Origin of the sequence: Petralouisia muris (genome assembly GCF_004793545.1) — a bacterium.
GTDB lineage: Bacteria > Bacillota > Clostridia > Lachnospirales > Lachnospiraceae > Petralouisia > Petralouisia muris.
Map to the genome: position 1 here is coordinate 36,736 of NZ_SRYA01000019.1, position 21,433 is coordinate 58,168.

Sequence of the window (21,433 nt, forward strand, 5' to 3'; positions counted from 1 at the left end):
GTAGGATTCAGAAAGAAATTATGTTATGTCAAAGGAAGGATTTTACTTGCATATTCCCCATAGCGCCCTTTGGTCTGGCGTTTTATCTCATACAAAGCCTCATCCGCCTGGGACAGAAGCTGGCGGATACTGTCAGAAGGATCTGCAGTCCAGGCGAATCCGCTGGAAGCGCTGATCACCTTATTTTTATCCGGAGACAGAGCAATGGGATTGCTTCTGAGGGTTTCGTAGAACTTGTCTAAATAGCCTGTAATTTCCTCCCGGCTTTTGCAGCCGAAAATCATCATGCAGAATTCATCGCCGGAGCGTCGTGCGGTCAGAAAATGTTCTTCGGGCATGGACTGCATGACGGCAGAAAAACTCTGCAGATATATATCGCCCACATCATGGCCGTAGGTATCGTTAATGGATTTAAAATGATCCAAATCTATCATGACAACGGCGCAGATATGTTCTTGGGGCATGTTTCTCAGGATTTCCGAAGCAAGCTGTTTGAAATGGGGGAATTTGTGCAATCCGGTCAGGAAGTCATGCGTGTTTTCGTAATGCATCTGCTGTTTTTTCAAAATATCGCTGCTGACGTCCATTACAACGCCAAGATGTTTACCGGAAGATTCTGAAATATGGATGCGGACGTAGCGGGTATCCCGGATACGGAAAATATCAGTTTCCTCGGAAATGGGGTTCGTCATAATTTCCTGGATATAGCGGTCAAACAGTACGGAATTGCTGAAGAATCGTTCCGCCATCTGTTCCGGAATATCTAACAGTTCCTTCAGGCCGGAAGTATGGAAAACATGATTCAGCCCACGCTCATATTCAAAGGCGGCAAGGGGAACGCCGCTGATTTCAATAATGGTCGAAATGCGGTCTGAACTTCTGACAATGCTTTTTACCATGGTATTGATCCCACGGCTCAGTTCTTCGAATTCCCGGTTTCCACCTACCGCTACCACAGTGTCCAGATGGCCGTTGGTAATGGCGGTCAGATTTTCAATAATGCGGTGAATGCCGTTCACAGCTTTTCGCTTTACCAGGTGATTCAGAAGAATCAGCGCCACAGCTTCTATCAGCAGCAAATACAGAAAAGTATTGAAAATCTGCTCCCAGAGTTTTTCAAACAGCGCGTCCCGGGGCAGGGCAGCGCAAATTAATTTGTCTTCATAGGGAGTGGCGGTCACATACATAATCCTGCCCTCTTTTCCCTTCAGGTATGCGCCTTTCTGACAGCCTGCAAGCTGCTCCAGCTGATAGCATTCTGCGTCAAAATGCTGTTCCAGGCCGTTGGAGTGTCCAAGGATAGTTCCTGTTGTGCTGTCTATGATAAAAAATTCTTCGCCCACATCTGCTGGAAATAAATTGAAAATGGAATCGTAGGTGTTTCTCGCCTGCGCCTCCATCTGTCTGGTGGGCTTAAATCCTACCTGGACAATGCCTTTTTTGATTTTCCGAACCACGCCCACATACTGCATCACTTTATTTTCAGCGGCGTTAGGCTGTGAGTCCTGAATTAAGTATGCGTTTTTGTCATCGCTTTCTAAAAGGGCCAGGAAGGCCCGGGTCTGCTTGTGGTTTGCCATGTCGATGCCGATATACTGAGAGACGGAGCCGGCCACAATGATTCCGTTTTCATCAATGACATGAACTTCGTCTACATTCAGCAGGTTGGCCAGATATTTCATTTCGTCTACATTCAGGGATAATTCATCTTCTCTGTCTAATACATAGGCGGCTGCTTTGGCGCGGGTCAGATAATCCTCGTCCAGGTTTTCACGGATAATTGTAAGTTCCTCCTGGTTCATTTCCAATGTGTGGATAATCTGCGCTGTCTTGGTATGAAAAGTATTAAATTGCTGGGATTCCAAAGTGTGCAGGGTAAATAAAAAGTTGATGAAGAATATCAGTAAAATCGCTGATGTCATAATCGCGAAGGTATATCGGATAAAAATTTTCTGCATGGAAAAATCCTCCATTATTTATAAAAATACTCTTAAACATTATAGCATTTCCTGTAAAATACAGAGGATTTAATATTTCGCAAAATCGTGTTATTTTGTAACGGCAGTTAGGAACAGTTAAAATTTTGCAAACAGTATCATGTGGAAAACGTTTTTTTCCAGGTAACAGTCGATGGCGCCGTCAATTTTTTCTGAGAAGGCCAGAATGCTCTGCATGCCCAGGCCGTGATTTTTTCCTTTTTGGCTTTTGGGAAGTTTGGTGGCGGGGTCGAAAACAAGCTTTTCCCGGCACTCGTTTTTTGCTTGAATCAGCAGGTGATCCCGGGTGTGCCGGATTTTGATGTCAATGTATCTTTTTTCTTTTTCATAATTTTTCACACAGATCATTGCATTTTCAAAGAGGTTGGCAATGACGGCTGCAAGTTCGTAATTGTCCACAAGGGTTTTCCGGGGAATTTCAAGATCCAGGCTGGCCGTAATTCCGAGAGCCTGGGCCTGTTCCTGCATTTTGGAAATAATAGAATTGATAATCAGGTTGTCACAGTATTTTACCACCTTGTTTTCTTCCGACGTATTGCTGATATGGGCAATAATTTTGCGGATTTCATCGTAATTTTTTTCATCCAGAAGATGTTCGATCATGCTGATGTAATGCCGGATGTCATGCCGGAGAATCCGGATATTTTTTTCGGATTCTTCTACCAGCTCATACTGGGCTTCCAGACTCTTGATGTAGGATTCAAAGAGAATATTTTTCCAGTAGATGTCCTGCCGTTTGGAGTCGCTTTCAATATAATGGAGCACCACAACATAGGAAACCAGCATGGTAATCATCAGGCACAGGATACCAGGGATATTGTGGGGGTCTTCCTGAAGGGGGTAAGGGAAAAAGGCAAAACAGGAAAAGGTGCAGTAAAAAATAGAAGGAATCAGACATAATTCCCACCATTCCCGATTGTTGTCGTTTTCGTATTGATTGTTCCAGATATTTCGGATGCTTTTGTATAAAATAAGCAGAATAGCAGTATGGACGGCAAAGTTTCCCACCAGGGAAAGGGGGATGTTTTCTGTATAGATATACAGAATGGAGGCGGTAACGCTTCCGATAATCGTATAATTGGAAGCGCTTAAGCCAATAAACAGAATTTTGCTGTTTCCGTGAGCGGCAATCAGAGGACCGGTGGACTGGGTCACAAAAATCTGGAATAAGGTGACAAAGAAATAGCAGACATCACTGCCTGGAAAAATATTCAGTTTGAGAATATCTGCGCCACTCAAAATCAGGAAGGAAGAAAAGCATATCAGGCAGGACGTAAGTTTGTTGTGGCCGTGCGGGATAAACAGATATATGTAAAGCATCAAAAACAGGTGGCTAATGATATAAGATAAATTGTTAAAATAGTCCATGTGTCCTCCCTACCTGTACTCGGATGAAATGAACAAAAGATACTGTCTCTTTACGTTTGAAGTATTCTTTTTGCTGATAGGAATATCTGCGCCGCTGTTCATGATAATGCTGGTTCCGTCCAATTTCTGGACATGGCTGAAATTTACAAGAAAGGACTTATGAACCTGCATGAAGCCTTTTTCCCGGGTAAGCTCTTTGATTTCCTCCTCAAAAGATTTCCGTATAAAAATGCTGGTTATGGCAGTCCGGTCTGTCAGATGGATGCGCAGCATACGGGAGGAGTTCTCGATATATTCTATTTTGGAAAAGGGAACGGATATCAGCCCATCTTTGGTTTTCACCGGAAAGATGGGGTCCTTTACGCCGTTTTTCTGGGTTAAAGCAAAGCTTAGAGCTTCAAAAAAAGTCTGTTCCTGTACTGGCTTCAGAAGGTATCTGAGTGCATGGACTCCGTAAGCGTCCAGTGCAAAATCATCCGAGGAGGTTGTGTAAATAATGACAGCGTTTTTGCCGGAATCCTTCAAAAGAGTTCCAATGTCAATGCCGGTTGTTCCGTTCATAATGATATCCAGAATATAAATGTCAGACAGGCGTTTCTCCTGGATCTTCCGAAACAGGAGAGAAGGGTCTGTATATTTTTCCAGTTCAAAATCATTTCCCGGATAAAGCGTTCTGTAGTTTGCAATCAACTGCTCTATTCTTGCCAGGTCTTTCATGTTGTCATCGCAGATTGTAATTTTCATGTACTTTTCCTCAAAAAAATACTGCAAAACAGGCCGTAAGGCTATTTTTATTTTGCAGTATGTGATATTGTAAATATGTCGATATTATAATATAGATTGATACAAAAAGCAAGCCTGTAGTAAATGTTCATTTAGGAACCTGTAATCTTGGAAAACGAAAAAATAAGTTTTCATTCTGGTGATTTTGTGGTAAAATACACTCTGATTATAATACAGTGTTGAAAAGAAGAATCAGAAGAAAGGAAGATAAGGGAGAACCTTATTTTGTGGAGTGAGAAAATGACAAAAGTAGTGAAATTCGGAGGAAGCTCATTGGCAAGCGCAGGCCAGTTTGCAAAGGTTGGAAAAATTATCCGTTCCGATGAGAGCCGCAGATATGTGGTGCCAAGCGCGCCGGGAAAGCGCAACGCCAAGGATACGAAGGTGACGGATCTGCTCTATCAGTGTTATGAGCTGGCAGAAGCGGAAGGAAAGTTTATGTCTCTGCTGAAAAAGATTCAGGAGCGGTATGACGCCATTATTAATGGATTGAACATGAACTTTTCTCTGAATAAGGAATTTGAAGTGATTGCAGAGAATTTCAGGCAGAAAGCCGGAGCGGATTATGCGGCTTCCCGTGGGGAGTATTTAAACGGCATTATTATGGCGAATTATCTGGGATTTGAGTTTATAGATGCAGCAGAGGTGATTGTCTTTAAAGAAAACGGGGAATTTGATGCGGATAAGACCGATGAAATTTTGTCCCGAAGGCTGGAAAATTGTGAATATGCAGTCATCCCAGGATTTTACGGAGCGAAAGAAGACGGCACCGTCAAAACCTTCTCCAGAGGCGGCTCCGATATTACAGGGTCTATTGTAGCCAAGGCAGTCCGGGCAGATATTTATGAGAACTGGACGGATGTTTCAGGATTTCTGATTGCAGATCCCAGGATTATTGAGAAACCGGAAGTGATTAAGGTTATTACTTACAGAGAACTCAGGGAGCTTTCCTATATGGGAGCTACCGTGCTTCACGAGGATGCAGTATTTCCGGTGCGCAAGGAGGGAATTCCTATCAATATCCGCAACACCAACGCCCCAGAGGACGAGGGAACGCTGATTGTGGAGAGCACCTGCCGGCAGCCGGATTATACCATTACCGGAATTGCAGGGAAGAAAGGATTTGTGGCGGTCAATATTGATAAGGATATGATGAATGCGGAGGTTGGATTCGGCAGAAAGGTGCTGTCAGCCTTTGAAGAGCATGGAATTTCTTTTGAACATGTGCCTTCCGGCATAGATACCATGACGGTATTTGTTCACCAGGAGGAATTTGAGGGAAAAGAACAGCAGGTATTGTCAGCCATCCATCGTCTGGCACAGCCGGACAGCATTGATTTGGAAGGCAACCTGGCCCTTATCGCTGTGGTGGGCCGGGGCATGAAATCTACCAGAGGGACGGCAGGAAGGATTTTTTCCGCCCTTGCCCATGTAAATGTAAATGTGAAAATGATCGATCAGGGGTCCAGTGAGTTAAATATTATTATCGGCGTCCAGAACAGTGATTTTGAGGAGGCAATCCGGGCGATTTACGATATTTTTGTGGTAACGCAGATATAGGGACGTTTGGCTTGCGAAAATAGCAGGAAGGAGCAGGAGCTATGAGTAAAATTCGCAGATTTTCCATTGGAAATCCAATTAATACAGAGGCAGTGGTACAAAAGGTTCCCATAGAGAAAGGGGAACTTCCCTATTTTGAACGGATTCAGCAGATGGAGCTGAAATCAGACGGAGACGCCCAGGAGACGATGGTGCAGAGAGATGAGCTCTGGTATCGGATGGGACAGGAGGACAGAATCTATGGCCTGGGAGAAAATGTCAGAGGAATTAATAAGCGGGGCTGGATCTATGAGAGCAATTGTTCCGATGATCCCAATCATACCGAAGAGAAACGTTCTTTGTACGGCGCCCATAATTTCTTTGTGGTAAACGGCGCCCAGACCTTCGGTATGTTTATAGATTATCCGGGGAAGCTGGTTTTGGATATGGGATATGAGCGGATGGATGAGATCCGCATCATGCCTCAGGACTGGAATCTGGATCTTTATATTCTGGAGGGGGATACCGTCCTTGATATTGTGAAGGGATTTCGGAAACTAATTGGGAGAAGCTATATTCCGCCGAAATGGGCCTTTGGGTTCGGGCAGAGCCGCTGGGGATACCAGACGAAAGAAGATATCCGCACCGTGGTCCGGGGATACCGCAAGAATCAGATTCCCCTGGATATGGTATATCTGGATATTGACTATATGGAAGAATTTAAAGATTTTACGGTAAACCAGCAGCGGTTTCCTGATTTTCCTGCATTTGTGGAGGAGATGAAAAGGGAGCATATTCATCTTGTGCCTATTATTGATGCAGGCGTGAAGATCGAAGAGGGATATGATGTCTATGAAGAGGGAGTAAAGGAAGGGTATTTCTGCAAAGACCAGTCAGGAAAAGAATTTGTAGGGGCTGTATGGCCGGGAAAAGTCCATTTTCCCGATGTGCTGAACAGGGAGGCAAGGAAGTGGTTCGGCAGAAACTATAAATCACTTCTGGATCAGGGAATCGAAGGGTTCTGGAATGATATGAATGAGCCTGCCATTTTCTATTCGGAGCAGAATTTAGAAGGGGTTGTGAAGAAATTAAAGTCCATGAAATGCCAGAATATGGATATGTGGGAAATTTTTGAATTCCGGGATCAGGTGAACGAACTGGCAAATAATCCAGAAGATTATCAGAGCTTTTATCATAATATGGAGGGCAAGTCCATACGTCATGACAAAGTGCACAACCTCTATGGGTTTGGTATGACAAGAGCGGCAGGAGAAGCCTTTGAGGAGTTAGAGCCGGATAAGAGGATTCTGATTTTTTCCAGATCTTCCTACATCGGCATGCACCGGTACGGCGGAATCTGGATGGGAGACAACAAATCCTGGTGGTCCCATCTGCTTTTAAATCTTAAGATGCTTCCTTCACTGAACATGTGCGGTTTTTTGTATACCGGGGCGGACTTAGGGGGATTCGGCGCTGATACAACAGAGGATTTGCTGCTGCGCTGGATGGCCCTTGGAATCTTTACGCCCCTGATGCGTAATCACGCCGCACTGGGAACCAGAGAACAGGAGTGCTATCAGTTTACTAGGAAAGAAGCTTTTCGGAACCTGATCGGCGTCCGCTATGGCCTGACGCCCTACCTTTACAGCGAATATATGAAGGCAGCGCTGCGGGATGAAATGATGTTTCTGCCGCTGGCCTTTGTTTATCCGGAGGATGAATATGCAAAGGATGTGGAGGATCAGCTTCTGGTGGGAGAGAGCATTATGATCGCGCCGGTATATACCCAGAATGCCAGGGGAAGATATGTCTATCTGCCGGAACCCATGAAGCTGGTGCGCCTTGCGTCTATGGAACAGATTCAAACGGAAGTTCTGGAACAGGGCCATTATTATATAGAGACGCCATTGGAGGAAGTTGTATTTTTTATCCGGCCGGAGAAAATTGTGCCTTATACCCAGCCGGGGCAGTATTTGGAAGAAACGGAAGAAAAAGAATTGAAATTACTGCATTTTGTTACGAAATCAGCAGAATATGAGCTGTACCAGGATGATGGTTACAGTAAAGATTATGAGAATCCGGCCCATGTGAAGAAGCTGCATGTAAAAGCGGAATAAAAGAAGTTCGATATGAGGAATTATTATGGAAAATGGAATGTTTGATGAAAATATCAGAATGAACCATATCCTTTATGACGCCAAAGTAGGGTTGTGGTCTATTGAGATAGAGGAAGGCAGGCAGGAACGGATGTATGCAGACCGGGCAATGCTGGAGCTGCTGGGCCTGAAAGAAACTCCAACCCCAGAGGAATGCTATGCCCACTGGTACAGCAGGATTGAAAAATCTGCTTTGGGGTTGGTGCAGAAAGCGGTAGAGACCATGGCTCAGGGACAGCATGGAGAAATCAGTTATGGCTGGTATCATCCTGTAACAGGAAAAATGTATGTGCGCTGCGGCGGAACGCTGGATCAGGATTATACCCGCGGGCTTCGGCTCTGGGGATACCATCAGGATATTTCAGAGATGGTCTCCCTGAAAAAGGAAACGGAGCAGTTGCGCAGCTTTAATGAGTCCATGCTGGTCTCTTTGAAAGAGTTATATTTTTCCGTTATGCTGCTGGAAATAGACAAGGGCAAGATTCATCCCCTCCATCTTACGAAGGAAGGGGAAACTATTTTAACAGGCGGGCCTGGCATGGAAAGCGCCGTATGGAACATCGTTCAGTTTTATCACCCGCAGGATCGGGAGCAGCTTCAGAGAGAAATCAGTCTGGAAAATCTGCAGAAGCAGCAGGAGAAGGGGAACAGAAAGTTTGTTCGGGAATACCGCAGAAAGATCCAGGGAGAATACCGCTGGGTCAGCTTTACCTGCTACTTTGTGACAAGAGCCCCTCAGGATCGGAGGGTATTGATTGCAATCCAGGACATTGACGAACAGAAGAAACAGGAAAAGGAATATCAGAAATACCTGGAGAACCGCTTTGAAGGAAATATGGAAATCCTTCGGATGTCTTTGAAAAATACGAATATTTTTGAATATTTTTACTATCCCAAGGAGGAAAAGATTCTTCTGCCGGAACAGACAGCAAGGTATTACGGATGCAAAGAGGAATATCTGGATGTGAAGCATGATTTTGCAAAAGATCTGGTAGATATGGAATATTACGAGTTATTTTGTCGGGTTCATGAATTTATCCGGGACGGAGGAAAGAACGATTATTTTTATTACAGTGCAAAACGGGGGAAATTCTGGTGCAAATGCAGCATGTCCAGTGTGAGATTTGACGAATGGGGGAATACTGTATTTGCAGTGGGAATTATTGAAGATTTAACCAGGCAGCGTGCGATGGAGCTGGAGAATGAGCGATATCAGTCCCTGTATAAATTTACCGTAGATTCGGAATATGATGGAATCGGCATTATTGATGTGAACAGCGGCAATACGGAGGTTAAGGTTGCCAGGCATATCAATCCCAGAAGAAGCATCGGCCAGGGAAAATTTGAAGAGATTAAGATGCGTTTTATCGATCTGTTTATCTGCGAAAGAGACAAAGAATTTTTCAGGAACCGGGTGACGCTGCAAAGAGTTCTGGAACAGATAGAACAGACTCAGGAGGCAGTGCAGTATTATTTTACAGGCAATGAGGAATATGGGAACCGGCATAAGCTGATTACCGTCCGATATTTTGATGAAAAGCATACGAAATTGTTTGTCTGTGTCCGGGACATTGAACTGCAGATTCAGGCAGAAGCAGACAATAAGGCGGCGCTGCAGAAGGCTTTTGAATCGGCAGAACAGGCCAACCGGGCCAAAAGCGAATTCTTGAGTAAAATGAGTCATGATATCCGTACTCCCATGAATGCTATTGTGGGGATGACGGCCATTGCGGAAGCGAATATGGACGACAGGGAGCGGGTTTCGGACTGTCTGAATAAGATAAAAATTGCCAGCCATCATCTGACAAATCTGGTAAATGAAGTGCTGGATATGAGCCGGATTGAAAGCGGCAAAATGAATCTTGTCATTGAGGATTTTGATCTGACGGAGCTGGTGGAAGAGGTAATGACCATTTCTCAGACAAAAGCGGAAGAAAAACAGCAGAAGCTTACGTTAAGTATGGCCGTAAAGAACCGGAAAGTAATGGGAGATCATCTGAGTCTGCAGAAGGTATTTCATAATATTCTGGGAAATGCCGTAAAATATACGCAAAAAGGCGGAAGAATCTGCTTTCAGGTAGAAGAGCTTGATCCTCTGCATCAGAATTATGGACATTACCGGTTTATCATTGAGGATAATGGATTCGGTATGTCAGAGGAATTTCAGAAGAAACTTTTTGAACCATTTGAACGTTCCGGAGACCCAAGAGTGGAGAGTATGGAGGGAACCGGCCTTGGCATGCCCATCGCCTATAATCTGATTCAGTTGATGCAGGGAACGATCCAGGTGGAAAGTGAGTTGAATAAAGGCTCCAGATTTGTTATTACGCTGCTTCTGCCTCTGCAGAGCGAAGAGCATCAGAAACAGGAGGAAATACAGGAAGAAAAAGAAGCGGAAATGGTTACCTTCCCTGGCAAACAGGTGCTTTTGGTGGAGGATAACGAGCTAAATATAGAGATTGCAACGGAAATCCTGAAAATGTTTGAACTGGAAGTGGTTCTTGCCTTCAATGGAAAAGAGGCGGTTGAAATCTTTCAGAGCCGGGAGGAAGGATATTTTGACATTATTTTTATGGATATCCAGATGCCTGTGATGGACGGCTACACGGCGGCAAAGGAAATTCGGGACAGCCGCCGGAAGGATTCGAAAAGCATTCCCATTGTGGCAATGACAGCCAATGCCTTTTCGGAGGATGTGCAGAAAGCAATACATACGGGAATGAATGATCATTTGGCGAAACCCATTGATATTCAGCTCCTGACTAAGATATTGTCGAAATGGCTGTCTTAAGGCAGCAGATTGTGGGGTTTGCAATATGTCAGAGAAAAGAGAAATTAAATGGGATAAACTGGATAATACGGCGCATTTGTTTCCCGTGATTGCAGGAGAAAGTATGAGCAATGTATACCGTATTTCCGTTGTCCTGAAAGAGGAGATTCAAAGGGTGCTTCTGCAGCAGGCGCTGGAAAAGGTTTTGCCGTGGTTTGAGGTGTTTCGGGTTCGGATGCGGTACGGGGTTTTCTGGTATTATTTTGAGACAAATCAGAAGCCGGCGCCAGAGGTGAAGGAGGAATACCGTTATCCTTGTCAGTATATTTCCCCAAACCGGAACAGCAATTATCTGTTTCGGGTGAATTATTACAAAAACAGAATTAATCTGGAGGTTTTTCACGTGCTGACAGACGGCATAGGAGGGATTACCTTTTTAAAGGAGCTGACCTACCAGTATCTTCGGCTGGCCCATCCTGATCTGAAGGAGAAAATGGGGGATGGGCTTTGCAGCGACACTTCCCTGAACCGGGAGGACAGTTATCTGAAAAATTACAAAAAAAGCCATAAAAAGGGCTATAAAACGGAACGGGCTTATCACGTAAAGGGTGAGAAGCTAAGACCTTCAGAGCTTGGAGTGATGCATGGATTTATGCCGGTGAAAGAGCTGAAAAAGGCGTGTAATCTTTATCATGTGTCCATCAATGAGTATCTGGTGGCAGCTTTTTTGTGGAGCATTTATCAGGAGTGCCTTCATGGAATGCCCGGCAAGCGGCCGCTCAGTTCTTGTGTTCCGGTGAATCTTCGTCCCTATTTTGACTCCATTACCATGAAAAATTTCTTTGTGATTGTGTCGGCGGTGTTTCATCCCAAGAAAGAAAGCTATACTTTTTCGGAGGTAGTGGAGATTGTGTCGGATAGCCTGCGCAGCCAGATCAACCGGGAGAATCTGGAGAATCTCTTTGCCTATAATGTGTCAAATGAGAAGAATTTTATTTTGAGGGCAGTTCCCCTTTTTCTGAAAAATATTGCTATGCGCCATGTCTATCACAACAGCGCCCTTGCCAATACCACAACGGTGACCAACATCGGCAATATTCAGGTGAGGGAGGAATATCAGGAATATATTGAGGGCTTCCGGGCCTTTTTATCCATGTCTGAGGGACAGAATATTAAGGGAACCATCTGCTCCTATCAGGATACGCTGGTCTTTACCATCACCAGCAATCTGGCGGATGTGTCCATACAGCGTGGATTTTTCCGAAGGCTTTCGGAGGATGGAATACCGGTGAAAATAGAGACGAATGGAGTTTATAACGAATGAAAGAGTGCAAAAAATGCAGAGTAGAAATCCTGGATGACACAGCAATCTGTCCACTGTGCAGCAGTGTATTGGAGACGTCAGGGGAACAGGAGCAGAGCACCGGGTATCCCGATGTAAAATCTGTTTCCCGTAAGCTGAGTTTTATTGTGCGTCTATATAGTTTTCTGGCTATTGTGTCAGAGGCGGCCCTGATAGTGTTCAATTATCTGTATTTTCATGGAGTCTGGTGGTCGGCTGTTACGGGAATTTGCATTTTATATTTTTATATTACTTTGAAATACTCTCTTCAGAAAAACCGGGGATATCAGAGCGTGATTTTGACACAGGTGATCGGAGCGGTGCTTCTGGTAATTGCAGCAGATTATATTGTGGGATACCGGGGCTGGTCTGTGAATTATGTACTGCCCGGAGCAATTCTTCTGTTGAATGGAACCATTGCCACACTTATGATTGTAAACGCCTCCAACTGGCAGAGCTACATCCTGATGCAGATCCTTACGGCGGTTGCTTCTGTGGTCTGTATGATTTTGTGGAGGTTCGCTGTAATTACAAAACCCCTGTTTTCTCTGGCGGCTTTGGCGGTATCCCTGTGCCTGCTTCTTGGTACGCTGATTTTCGGCGACCGGAAGGCGAAGACGGAATTGAAACGGAGGTTCCATGTGTAAAATCAGAGAGGAACGGAAGCTTTTGTGTGTGGAATGGAAATCTTATTTATGTTAGAAAGGACAGGCTATGGGAGAAGTCAGCGTGATGGGCAGGGTGATCCGTGAGATGATTGCCCATGTGACCAATGACAACCTGATTGGGAGAAAAATTAAAACCGGGGAGCTGCGCAAGAAGCTGGTGGAGCCAAAGTGGCGGTGTCCCGACTGCTTTTATATGGAAGAGATTGAGCTTCCCCGGTTTCGAATGGAATATTTGAGCAGCAGAGAGGCGCCAAGAAATGATTATGTGATTCTGCAGCTTCACGGCGGCGGTTATATCGGGGCCATGCGCAACGCTTATCGTTCCTTTGCCGGATTGTATTGTGAAGTCAGCAAGGGCATGAGCGTATTGACCATTGACTACCGGGTTGCGCCGGAAGATCCTTACCCGGCGGCTTTAGAGGATGCGGTGGAAGCCTTTGGCTGGCTGAAAGAAGCCGGCTGGCACAGCAGGCAGATTATTGTAGCGGGGGATTCTGCAGGAGGCGGCCTTGCGCTGGCCCTTTGCATGTATTTGAAGGATCAGAACAGACGGCTTCCCGGCGGGCTGATTCTTATGTCCCCCTGGGCCGATTTGACTGCCAGCGGACCCTCCTATGAGGATAATTATGAAAGAGATCCCCTGTTTGGGAATACCAGGGACAGCCTGATTTATAATCGGGAGTATATCGGCTGCCACAATCCCAAGGAGCCTTATATTTCCCCGATGTTTGGGGATTACTGGGGATTTCCCCCTATGCTGATTCAGGCGGGCTCCGTGGAAATGCTCTTAAGCGATTCTGTGGGAGTGGCTTATAAAGCCAAAAAGCAGGGGGTGAAAGTGCGCCTGAGCATTTATGAGGGGATGTTCCATGTGTTTCAGATGGGAATGATGATGATGCCGGAATCCAAGGACGCCTGGCGGGAAATCGGCAGGTATTTTGAAGTGGTAACCGGAACATGAAACAAAAACTTCGGGACTGCATACTGTAATTATGAAATGCAGTTCTGGAGTTTTTATGATTAATCTGAATATATTTTTGCAGGTGCTTGGAGGCACCGGATTTACTTTTCTTATGACATCACTGGGGGCGGCAGTGGTATTTTGTTTCCAGGGAGCCATCAGCGACAAGATGAACCGGGCGTTTCTGGGGTTTGCTTCCGGGGTGATGATGGCGGCTTCCGTCTGGTCCCTTTTGATCCCTTCCATAGAGCAGAGTCAGGAACAGGGAATGTCCCCCTGGTTTCCGCCTGCACTGGGGTTTGTACTGGGCGGCGTGTTTTTGTATTTGGTGGATAAGACGCTTTCCTGGCTGCATGGCGCCTGTCTGGCAGAAGGGCGTTGCGGATTGAACCGATCTTCTGGGGATATCCGTTCCTGTGAAAGCGCTGCCATAGGGCAGCCGGCAATGGCGAATCCCTGTCTGCAGAAAAAAGAGGCGGGAACGAAGCTTTTGGTATTGGCAGTAACGGCCCATAATATTCCGGAAGGAATGGCAGTGGGGCTTGCCTTTGTCCTGGCCGGGCAGCATCCGGAAGATCCGGCGTATCTGGCTTCCGCCATCGGCCTAGCGGCAGGAATCGGCATTCAGAATTTCCCGGAAGGGGCAGCTATTTCTCTGCCTGTCCGGCAGTCCGGGGCAGGTGTGGGAAAGTCATTTCTGACAGGATGCCTTTCTGGGATCGTGGAACCCCTTGCAGGAATTCTTGTGTTTTTCACTGCGGCATCTGTGGTTCGGTTCATGCCCTGGCTTCTGGCTTTTGCCGGAGGCGCTATGATTTATGTGGTGGCAGATGAACTGATTCCCCAGGCCCAGCCGGATGAAACATCCAATGTGGGAACCATTGGAGTTATGGCGGGATTTCTGATTATGATGATATTGGATGTGGCCTTGGGGTAAATCGTTGCTGTGCTGCAGTAATTGAGGTTTTGGAGGGAATCCTGCTCTTTCACAATCCTGCAGCCTTGGGGGTAAATCTCTGGTGTGTTACAATAAATGCGGCACAGGAAGATAGCGGGGGATTCCCTGATCAAAAGCAATCTTCGGCTGTCCCTGAACCAGCGGCTGCAGGTAGGGAAGAATTTCCGGGGTCACGTCGTTTCCGGCAGCATTTATAAATTCTTTTGGTACGGATTTTACCTGGTTGGCGATTTCACACACCGGGGAGGAGCCATAGGTAACCTGATAGGGCTGGCTGCCTGTACGCTGAATTGTTACCATCAGACCGGTCTTTCCCTGAGCGGCGCAAGAAACGCCGTGCCGCCCCTGGCAGAAGGATTCTTCCAGATCGGTGCGGGAAGCCATATGGGCGCCGCACCGCTGAAGGATGTTCAGCTCAATGGAACGCACCTTTACATCCAGCCGCTCCTGCACCAGATATTCCAGTGTTTTTCCGGCGCCGCTTAACTGGCTGTGTCCGAAATTATCTACGGCGCCGGTGGAAGCGCTGATATAGTTTCCGTCTTTGTCACAGATTCCTTCAGAAACAGCAACAATTACGTTATTGTACTGTTCCAGAAGCCTGCCGACATCTTTTAGAAAAGCTTCTTTGTCAAAGGCCGATTCCGGCAAATAAATCAGATGGGGCGCAGCGCAATATTCATTCCGGGCCAGTACAGAGGCGGCGGTGAGCCATCCTGCGTCCCGCCCCATAATTTCCACAATGGTAACGCTTTTGGGAGTGTAAATTACAGTATCATGGAAAATCTCCAGAAATGAGGCCGCTACATATTTTGCGGCAGAACCAAATCCCGGAGTGTGGTCTGTCACACACAGATCATTGTCAATGGTTTTGGGAATGCCGATCATACGGACGTTACTCTGTATTTTGGCGGCGTATGCGGAAAGCTTGTCCACGGTATCCATGGAGTCATTTCCGCCGATATAGAAAAACGCAGAAATTTCCATTTTTTCAAAAAAACGGAAAATAGTTTCATATGTGGCAATATCCTCCTCCATTTTGGGCAGCTTGTATCGGCAGGAGCCCAGATACATGGCGGGGGTTACTTTTAAAAGTTCGAGGTTTTCTTTTTGCCGGAAGGTTTCGGTCAAATCCAGAAAACGTTCTTCCAGAATTCCGGTAATTCCGTTGAGTGAGCCGTAAATATGATCATATTCAGGATGGTCAAGGACGCCCTGAATGACTCCTGCAAGGCTGGCGTTGATGGCGGCGGTGGGACCGCCGGACTGGGCTACAATACAATTGTTCATTTCAATTCTCCTTTTTTAATAGTATATGGTAATTCTATAATAGATCTGCGGAAATGGCAAATACGTTTTTGTTTGAAAAATAGGATCATTTTATCGTTTGGTAAACTTTTGTCTGGGTAAAACAATAAGACGACGCAGATTGGAAAATATAACTTACCTTGCTGACCTCGACAGGCACAGGGTATGATGCCTAAAAGAAGAAGACACCTTAGAATGGACAGAACAGCAAAATAGCTTCAGAGCATACCGGATTGACAAAATTATGTCTAGAAAATATAATTAAACCATAGGTTTAATTGTTGAAAGGAGAAAAACATATGGCTCGCAGAAAAAAAGAACCCAAAAGCGTACATAGAGAAAATATTGCAGCCGCCGCGTCTGCATTGTTTATGGAGAAAGGGATTACGGCAACTTCCATGAATGATATAGCAAAAGTGGCCGGATATAGTAAAGCAACATTATATGTGTACTTTGAGAACAAGGAGGAAATTATTGGCTTTTTAGTATTAGACAGCATGAAAAAGCTTTGCAGTTATATCACTTCTGCGTTGGAGCGGCAGGAGGAAACAAAGACGAGATATGATTTGATTTGCCGGGGATTAGTTCTATACCAAGAAGAATTTCCTTTTTATTTCAGAATGGCGTTAGATAAAATAAACATTGATTTTGAAAGCCAGAACTATTTGCCTGAAGAAAAAGAAACCTATCAAATCGGGGAAGAAATAAATGAAAAAATAAAGGATTTTATAGTGAGTGGCATGAAAAAAGGCGATTTGCGTGATGATATAAAAATCATGCCGGCTATTTTTCATTTTTGGGGCATGCTGTCAGGACTTATCCAGTTAGCTGCAAATAAAGAAGAATATATTGAAAAAACAATGCACTTATCTAAAATTGAATTTTTAGAGTACGGTTTTGATATGTTGTACCGTTCAATTGAAAAGGAAGGAGTGAACTTACCATGAACAAGATTTATGTATGCCAAATAGTTCTTCTTGCGGCTCCAATTTATTGGGCGAATGTTCCTGCTTCTGTAAAAAACTTATTTGACCGCTTATTAGGAACGGCCATGGAAGAAACAAGCACTTTCCCCAAGCCGCACCTGCAAGGGAAAAAATATATGATTTTGACTTCCTGCAATACTCCCTTTCCTTTTTCTTGGATATCAGGACAAAGTAAAGGGGCAATCGCAATATGGATGAATTCTTTAAGACGGCAGGAATGAAACCAATAGGAAAAGTTGTTTATGCAGGCGCAGCTTCTAAAAAAGAGCTGCCAAAGCGGATAGCCAGAAAGATTGAGAGGCATTTGAAATCAGAATATGCAAAAAGAGAATAAATTCAGTTATTATCGTAGTTCTTTTCCATGCTGCGTTCATTTTGGGAGCAGTTTACCTAAAAAAAGTTGCTGAGTATAAACGAGTCGTAAAGGAAACTGCTTTTGATGAAATTGATGTTGCCAATGTTTCCGATGGAATTAATATTGGAGAGTATGATGTGAATTTTATATATGCCAAAGTGAAAGTTACTGTGGAAAATGGAAAAATTGTAAGTGTTAACATTTTGGAGCATAGGCATGAGCGTGGCAAAGCTGCAGAAACCGTCATAGAAAAAATAATTGAGGAACAGAAGATAGATGTTGATGCAATCTCTGGTGCGACGAATTCGAGCATTGTCATTAAAAAAGCTGTTGAAAATGCGCTCATAGGAGAATTAAGCGCTCAAAACACAGCAGTGGATGATAGCTGTGGGTCTGATAGTGATAATGGAAGGCTTCGCCCTCCTGTTTGCTGTAAGTATGGAGTGAGGTTGAGTCAAGATTAAAAACCAGGAATACTCATTGTTGCCCTTGCTAATTTGATTTATCAGATTTGCAAGGGAAAAAGAAATAGCCGCCACTATTCACAATAGTGACGGCTTGTCTCTTATGAGGTAAAAAGTTATTGTTCGGGCAGAGCCGCTTTCTGTGTGAAACAGGAAATCATTTGCTCTGGGTGGCGTAACTCTGTCACGAAAATGTTTTCGGCAGAGAGTTTTGATTATTCAAATTTCTAAAAAGAAACGACAAATTTCGACAAAATATACAATTATACAATATGTATGATAGAATCACTATGACAAAAGGACTATAATACGACAAAGATCGCGCTGGTACGATGGTACTTCAAATACTTTGTCGAAAGTCGGGGAAATCTTTTCATTGAAGGAATAATTAATTGAGGATATAATACAAATAGTTGCCTTTTATGAGGGTTTATTATGAAAATCAACAGGAGGATGTAACGTGGAAAAATTAAATGTGGCAATTGCAGATGACAATGAGAGAATGTTGAGAGAATTGGGGGATATTGTAAGAAGTGATGAAGAGCTTCAGGTAGTTGGAACGGCGAAAGATGGAGAAGAAGCATACGAAATGATAAAAAAGAAAGAGCCGGATGTGGTGCTTTTGGATATTGTAATGCCGAAACTGGATGGTTTGACAGTGATGGATAAAATCAGAAATGACAAAAATATGAAAAAGCACCCGGCATTCATCATGATATCAGCAATCGGGCAGGAAAAAATCACGGAAGACGCATTTTCATTGGGAGCAGATTACTACATTATGAAACCGTTTGACAACGATGTGGTGTTGAACCGGATTAAGCACGTTAGGAATGCAGAAGTGCATAAAGGCAGCGAAGTACGTAAGGTCAATGCATATGAGCGGAAACAAGAGCTGGAGGAGCGGAATTTAGAGAGTGATGTGACAAATATCATTCATGAAATCGGAGTGCCGGCCCATATCAAAGGCTATCAATATTTAAGAGAAGCAATTATCATGTCCGTGCGGGATATGGAAATGCTCAATTCCATTACAAAAATACTCTATCCTGGGATAGCAAAGAAATATCAGACCACTCCCAGCCGGGTAGAGCGCGCCATCCGCCATGCCATTGAAGTGGCCTGGAGCAGGGGAAAAATGGATACCATTGACGAATTATTCGGCTATACCATCCATAATGGAAAGGGAAAACCTACAAATTCTGAATTTATAGCTTTAATTGCGGACAAAATTCGGTTAGAATATAAGTTGAGAGAATAAGTAGGAGGTTTTTTACATGAAGAGAATACTCTTTGCAGCATCCGAGGGAAATCCCTTTATAAAAACAGGAGGATTGGCAGATGTTGTCGGTGCTCTGCCAAAGTATCTGGATAAAGAGAAATTCGACGTGAGAGTTTTTCTGCCTAAGTACCTGTGTATTTCGGAAGACTGCAGACAAAAAATGAAATACGTAACAGAAATTTATGCTGACATGCCAAGAGAGAAAGAGTACATAGGAATTTATGAGGCGAAAATAGAAGGAATTCATTACTATTTTATTGATAATGAACATTATTTTGCCGGAAACAGCCCCTATAATCAAATTTTTGAAGACGTCAATAAGTTTGCATTTTATTGCAGAGCAGTATTGACTTGTCTGCCGGAACTGGGATTTTGCCCGGACATTATACATTGTCATGACTGGCAGGCGGCCCTGATACCAGTATTTCTGGACGCATTCTATCGGGAAAATCCTTTTTATCGGAATATACAGACAATAATGACGATTCATAATCAGAAATTTCAGGGCAGATGGCGGATTGACGATATTGAAAATTGCAGGGATCTGCCGGCAAGTTATCGCTATGGAGCCATGGAAGCCTATGGAGAGACAAATTTCCTGAAGGCAGGAATTCTCCATGCAGATCGGGTGACTACTGTCAGTGAAACTTATGCAAAGGAAATTCAGGACCCGACTGGAGGGGAAGGCTTGGACGGCGTAATGCGGGAAGTGTCCGGTAAGTTGTCCGGCATTGTCAATGGGATCGATACAGAAGAATACGATCCCATGACAGATCCTGAAATTGCAGTGAATTTTAATCAAAAAACCATTGCAAAGAAGAAGAAAAATAAGGAAGCGCTGCAGGCTGCACTGAGGCTTCGGAAGGATTCCTCCGCCATGGTGCTGGGCATAGTTTCCAGGCTGACTCAGCAGAAAGGTTTTGATCTGGTAAGGTCAGTGATGGAAGAGATGTTAAATACCCTGAATATACAGATAGTCGTGTTGGGAACCGGAGAAGAACAGTTCCAGGATTTTTTCAGGCATTTTGACTGGAAATATCCCGATCGTGTGTCTGCAACCATAGGCTACAGCGAGGAGATAGCCCATATGATTTACGGAGGGGCCGATGCTTTTTTGATGCCTTCCCAGTTTGAACCCTGCGGGCTGAGTCAGCTTATCAGCATGCGTTATGGTACGATTCCCATCGTACGGGAGACGGGAGGATTGAAGGATACGGTGGAGCCTTACAATGGAATCTGGCATACCGGCAACGGATTTAGTTTTGCAAATTATCATGCAGGAGAGATGCTGATGATTGTCCGGTATGCCTACGATATTTTCTGCAATCATCCCAAGGACTGGCGTGGAATGATGAAACGCTGCATGGAAATGGACAATTCCTGGCAGAACTCTGCAAAGAAATACGAAAAACTCTATCAGGAACTTTCGTAAAGGGAAATCTGGCCGGTACGTTTGTCATAGTAATAGACGCAGTCGGAAAGCACTTCTTCCGGGGCTACTTCTGTCATGTTGATTTCGCGGACCAGACGGGGCAGTTCTTCTGGATCTCCGGCAGCAAAAGCCGGTATGGCAATCACTTCATGAACACTGCTGGGAAGGATGTAAAAACTGTCCTTTAAGTGTTCTGCCACCTGCTTTAATTCATTTTGATAAAGGATACAGCAGGCGCCGTTCAGGCGTCTTCTGTTGGTAATCACATACATGGGGACGATTTGGGAATGAAGAGTGTCCCAGGCGGTGCTGCGTTCTGGTGCAGGAAGCAGATCTAATGCAGGCAGTACCAGATCTGCCAGTGAATCACAGCAAAAGGAGAGCAGGACAGGAGTGTTTTTGCGGGCAAGAGTCCAAAGCTCATCCTCAGAAATGTTCCAGTATTCCAGATGTTCATTGCGGATAGGGATAGAAGTGTTTTTACAGGGGCCGTCCTGTATCAGGCAGTAAAATACAATAGCGAGATCCAGATAGGGAATATGGGGAACTTCTTTCAGGAGTTCCCTGTTTCGTTCATAATGGATTAATTTATAGACAATGCGGGAACGGATCTTGTCAAAGCAGGTAAAAAATGAAGTGTCGATATAAGGAATACTGCAATGCTCATAATAGTATCGGAGAATCTGATTCTGAAGGGCAGGAAATGAAGTTCCTTCCAGATATCTGGAAAAATAAGAATTCAGGTAAATGGTGGGCGAGACATTGCTGCCTGGTTCCAGAATCGTAAGACCATCCAACAGGATGTGATTGTTATGGGAAAACTGACGGATCGAAATGTGTGTGCCTGCCGGAAACAGTTCCGTCAGATTGTCTGTCAGTTTTTGTTTAAATTCTTCGTAAGTCATATTACCTCCTGGCTGTGCTGGCAGTTGGGAGGTATTCACACGAAAATATGTGTGTTTTTTACTGTAACATGGACAGGCGGAAAAAGCAAGAATTTTTTTAAGATGCGGGATAAAAAATTTATGAGACCTGTCCCGAAGGGACGGGTGAGTAAAAGGTTT

17 protein-coding genes and 1 pseudogene are annotated in these 21,433 nt (G+C 44.5%); 12 read left to right on the forward strand and 6 right to left on the reverse strand.

What is annotated here, in order from left to right:
* Positions 1-23: 23 nt before the first annotated feature.
* The 3 genes from E5329_RS11095 to E5329_RS11105 all read right to left on the reverse strand — a co-directional run bounded on the left by E5329_RS11095 (position 24) and on the right by E5329_RS11105 (position 4,109).
* A complete protein-coding gene (locus E5329_RS11095) occupies positions 24-1,958 on the reverse strand; it encodes a GGDEF domain-containing protein (RefSeq protein WP_135989600.1) in 1,935 nt (644 codons plus the stop codon).
* 117 nt (positions 1,959-2,075) lie between these two features.
* A complete protein-coding gene (locus E5329_RS11100) occupies positions 2,076-3,365 on the reverse strand; it encodes a sensor histidine kinase (protein ID WP_135989601.1) in 1,290 nt (429 codons plus the stop codon).
* A gap of 9 nt (positions 3,366-3,374) precedes the next feature.
* Positions 3,375-4,109 (reverse strand): LytR/AlgR family response regulator transcription factor, encoded by a 735-nt coding sequence (locus tag E5329_RS11105; protein ID WP_135989602.1) that lies wholly within the window; start codon positions 4,107-4,109, stop codon positions 3,375-3,377.
* Positions 4,110-4,388: 279 nt separating this feature from the next.
* Here E5329_RS11105 and E5329_RS11110 point away from each other — a divergent pair, with 279 nt between their 5' ends.
* The 7 genes from E5329_RS11110 (at position 4,389) to E5329_RS11140 (ending at position 14,521) form a co-directional block, all read left to right on the forward strand.
* Positions 4,389-5,708, forward strand: coding sequence for an aspartate kinase (locus E5329_RS11110; RefSeq protein ID WP_135989603.1), 1,320 nt, complete (start codon positions 4,389-4,391; stop codon positions 5,706-5,708).
* A 41-nt stretch (positions 5,709-5,749) separates the two neighbouring features.
* Positions 5,750-7,804, forward strand: a complete 2,055-nt coding sequence (locus E5329_RS11115; protein ID WP_135989604.1) for a glycoside hydrolase family 31 protein — start codon at positions 5,750-5,752, stop codon at positions 7,802-7,804.
* 25 nt (positions 7,805-7,829) lie between these two features.
* Positions 7,830-10,634, forward strand: coding sequence for a response regulator (locus E5329_RS11120; RefSeq protein ID WP_135989605.1), 2,805 nt, complete (start codon positions 7,830-7,832; stop codon positions 10,632-10,634).
* Positions 10,635-10,659: 25 nt separating this feature from the next.
* Positions 10,660-11,937: a hypothetical protein gene (locus E5329_RS11125; RefSeq protein ID WP_135989606.1), complete on the forward strand. Its 1,278-nt coding sequence runs from the start codon at positions 10,660-10,662 to the stop codon at positions 11,935-11,937.
* Entirely contained in the window at positions 11,934-12,602 is a 669-nt protein-coding gene (locus E5329_RS11130; RefSeq protein WP_135989607.1) for a DUF6320 domain-containing protein, read from the forward strand. The genes E5329_RS11125 and E5329_RS11130 overlap by 4 nt, the downstream gene beginning before the upstream one ends.
* A gap of 67 nt (positions 12,603-12,669) precedes the next feature.
* Positions 12,670-13,584: an alpha/beta hydrolase gene (locus tag E5329_RS11135; protein ID WP_135989608.1), complete on the forward strand. Its 915-nt coding sequence runs from the start codon at positions 12,670-12,672 to the stop codon at positions 13,582-13,584.
* Positions 13,585-13,639: 55 nt separating this feature from the next.
* Positions 13,640-14,521, forward strand: a complete 882-nt coding sequence (locus E5329_RS11140) for a ZIP family metal transporter (protein ID WP_135989609.1) — start codon at positions 13,640-13,642, stop codon at positions 14,519-14,521.
* Positions 14,522-14,608: 87 nt separating this feature from the next.
* Here the strand turns inward: E5329_RS11140 and E5329_RS11145 are convergent, their stop codons facing one another.
* Positions 14,609-15,832, reverse strand: coding sequence for a 6-phosphofructokinase (locus E5329_RS11145; protein WP_330572105.1), 1,224 nt, complete (start codon positions 15,830-15,832; stop codon positions 14,609-14,611).
* A 317-nt stretch (positions 15,833-16,149) separates the two neighbouring features.
* Between E5329_RS11145 and E5329_RS11150 the strand changes: the two genes are divergently transcribed.
* The 3 genes and pseudogenes from E5329_RS11150 to E5329_RS32150 form a co-directional block, all read left to right on the forward strand.
* Positions 16,150-16,797: a TetR/AcrR family transcriptional regulator gene (locus E5329_RS11150; protein ID WP_135989611.1), complete on the forward strand. Its 648-nt coding sequence runs from the start codon at positions 16,150-16,152 to the stop codon at positions 16,795-16,797.
* Positions 16,794-17,057: an NAD(P)H-dependent oxidoreductase gene (locus E5329_RS11155; RefSeq protein WP_275443198.1), complete on the forward strand. Its 264-nt coding sequence runs from the start codon at positions 16,794-16,796 to the stop codon at positions 17,055-17,057. The genes E5329_RS11150 and E5329_RS11155 overlap by 4 nt, the downstream gene beginning before the upstream one ends.
* A gap of 292 nt (positions 17,058-17,349) precedes the next feature.
* Positions 17,350-17,523: pseudogene (locus E5329_RS32150) on the forward strand (FMN-binding protein); the annotation flags it as partial.
* Between the two features lie 10 nt (positions 17,524-17,533).
* On the opposite strand, the gene E5329_RS32155 reads toward E5329_RS32150, so the two are convergent.
* Positions 17,534-17,662 (reverse strand): transposase, encoded by a 129-nt coding sequence (locus E5329_RS32155; protein ID WP_275443206.1) that lies wholly within the window; start codon positions 17,660-17,662, stop codon positions 17,534-17,536.
* A 453-nt stretch (positions 17,663-18,115) separates the two neighbouring features.
* On the opposite strand from E5329_RS32155, the gene spo0A reads away from it, so the two are divergent.
* Both spo0A and glgA read left to right on the forward strand, forming a co-directional pair.
* Complete coding sequence (gene spo0A / locus E5329_RS11165; RefSeq protein ID WP_135989613.1) at positions 18,116-18,916, forward strand: sporulation transcription factor Spo0A; 801 nt, start codon at positions 18,116-18,118, stop codon at positions 18,914-18,916.
* Positions 18,917-18,932: 16 nt separating this feature from the next.
* Complete coding sequence (gene glgA, locus E5329_RS11170; protein WP_135989614.1) at positions 18,933-20,369, forward strand: glycogen synthase GlgA; 1,437 nt, start codon at positions 18,933-18,935, stop codon at positions 20,367-20,369.
* Here glgA and E5329_RS11175 read toward each other — a convergent pair.
* Positions 20,354-21,274, reverse strand: a complete 921-nt coding sequence (locus E5329_RS11175) for a DUF5688 family protein (RefSeq protein ID WP_135989615.1) — start codon at positions 21,272-21,274, stop codon at positions 20,354-20,356. The two genes, glgA and E5329_RS11175, sit on opposite strands and share 16 nt — an antisense overlap.
* Between the last annotated feature and the right edge of the window lie 159 nt (positions 21,275-21,433).

Coding starts and splice junctions, on each gene's coding strand:
- E5329_RS11135 (WP_135989608.1), top strand. CDS start 12,670: ATGGGAGAAGTCAGCGTGATGGGCAGGGTGATCCGTGAGATGATTGCC.
- E5329_RS11155 (WP_275443198.1), top strand. CDS start 16,794: ATGAACAAGATTTATGTATGCCAAATAGTTCTTCTTGCGGCTCCAATT.
- E5329_RS11125 (WP_135989606.1), top strand. CDS start 10,660: ATGTCAGAGAAAAGAGAAATTAAATGGGATAAACTGGATAATACGGCG.
- E5329_RS11150 (WP_135989611.1), top strand. CDS start 16,150: ATGGCTCGCAGAAAAAAAGAACCCAAAAGCGTACATAGAGAAAATATT.
- E5329_RS11145 (WP_330572105.1), bottom strand. CDS start 15,832: ATGAACAATTGTATTGTAGCCCAGTCCGGCGGTCCCACCGCCGCCATC.
- E5329_RS11130 (WP_135989607.1), top strand. CDS start 11,934: ATGAAAGAGTGCAAAAAATGCAGAGTAGAAATCCTGGATGACACAGCA.
- E5329_RS11120 (WP_135989605.1), top strand. CDS start 7,830: ATGGAAAATGGAATGTTTGATGAAAATATCAGAATGAACCATATCCTT.
- glgA (WP_135989614.1), top strand. CDS start 18,933: ATGAAGAGAATACTCTTTGCAGCATCCGAGGGAAATCCCTTTATAAAA.
- E5329_RS11110 (WP_135989603.1), top strand. CDS start 4,389: ATGACAAAAGTAGTGAAATTCGGAGGAAGCTCATTGGCAAGCGCAGGC.
- E5329_RS11100 (WP_135989601.1), bottom strand. CDS start 3,365: ATGGACTATTTTAACAATTTATCTTATATCATTAGCCACCTGTTTTTG.
- E5329_RS11105 (WP_135989602.1), bottom strand. CDS start 4,109: ATGAAAATTACAATCTGCGATGACAACATGAAAGACCTGGCAAGAATA.
- E5329_RS11115 (WP_135989604.1), top strand. CDS start 5,750: ATGAGTAAAATTCGCAGATTTTCCATTGGAAATCCAATTAATACAGAG.
- E5329_RS11140 (WP_135989609.1), top strand. CDS start 13,640: ATGATTAATCTGAATATATTTTTGCAGGTGCTTGGAGGCACCGGATTT.
- E5329_RS11095 (WP_135989600.1), bottom strand. CDS start 1,958: ATGCAGAAAATTTTTATCCGATATACCTTCGCGATTATGACATCAGCG.
- E5329_RS11175 (WP_135989615.1), bottom strand. CDS start 21,274: ATGACTTACGAAGAATTTAAACAAAAACTGACAGACAATCTGACGGAA.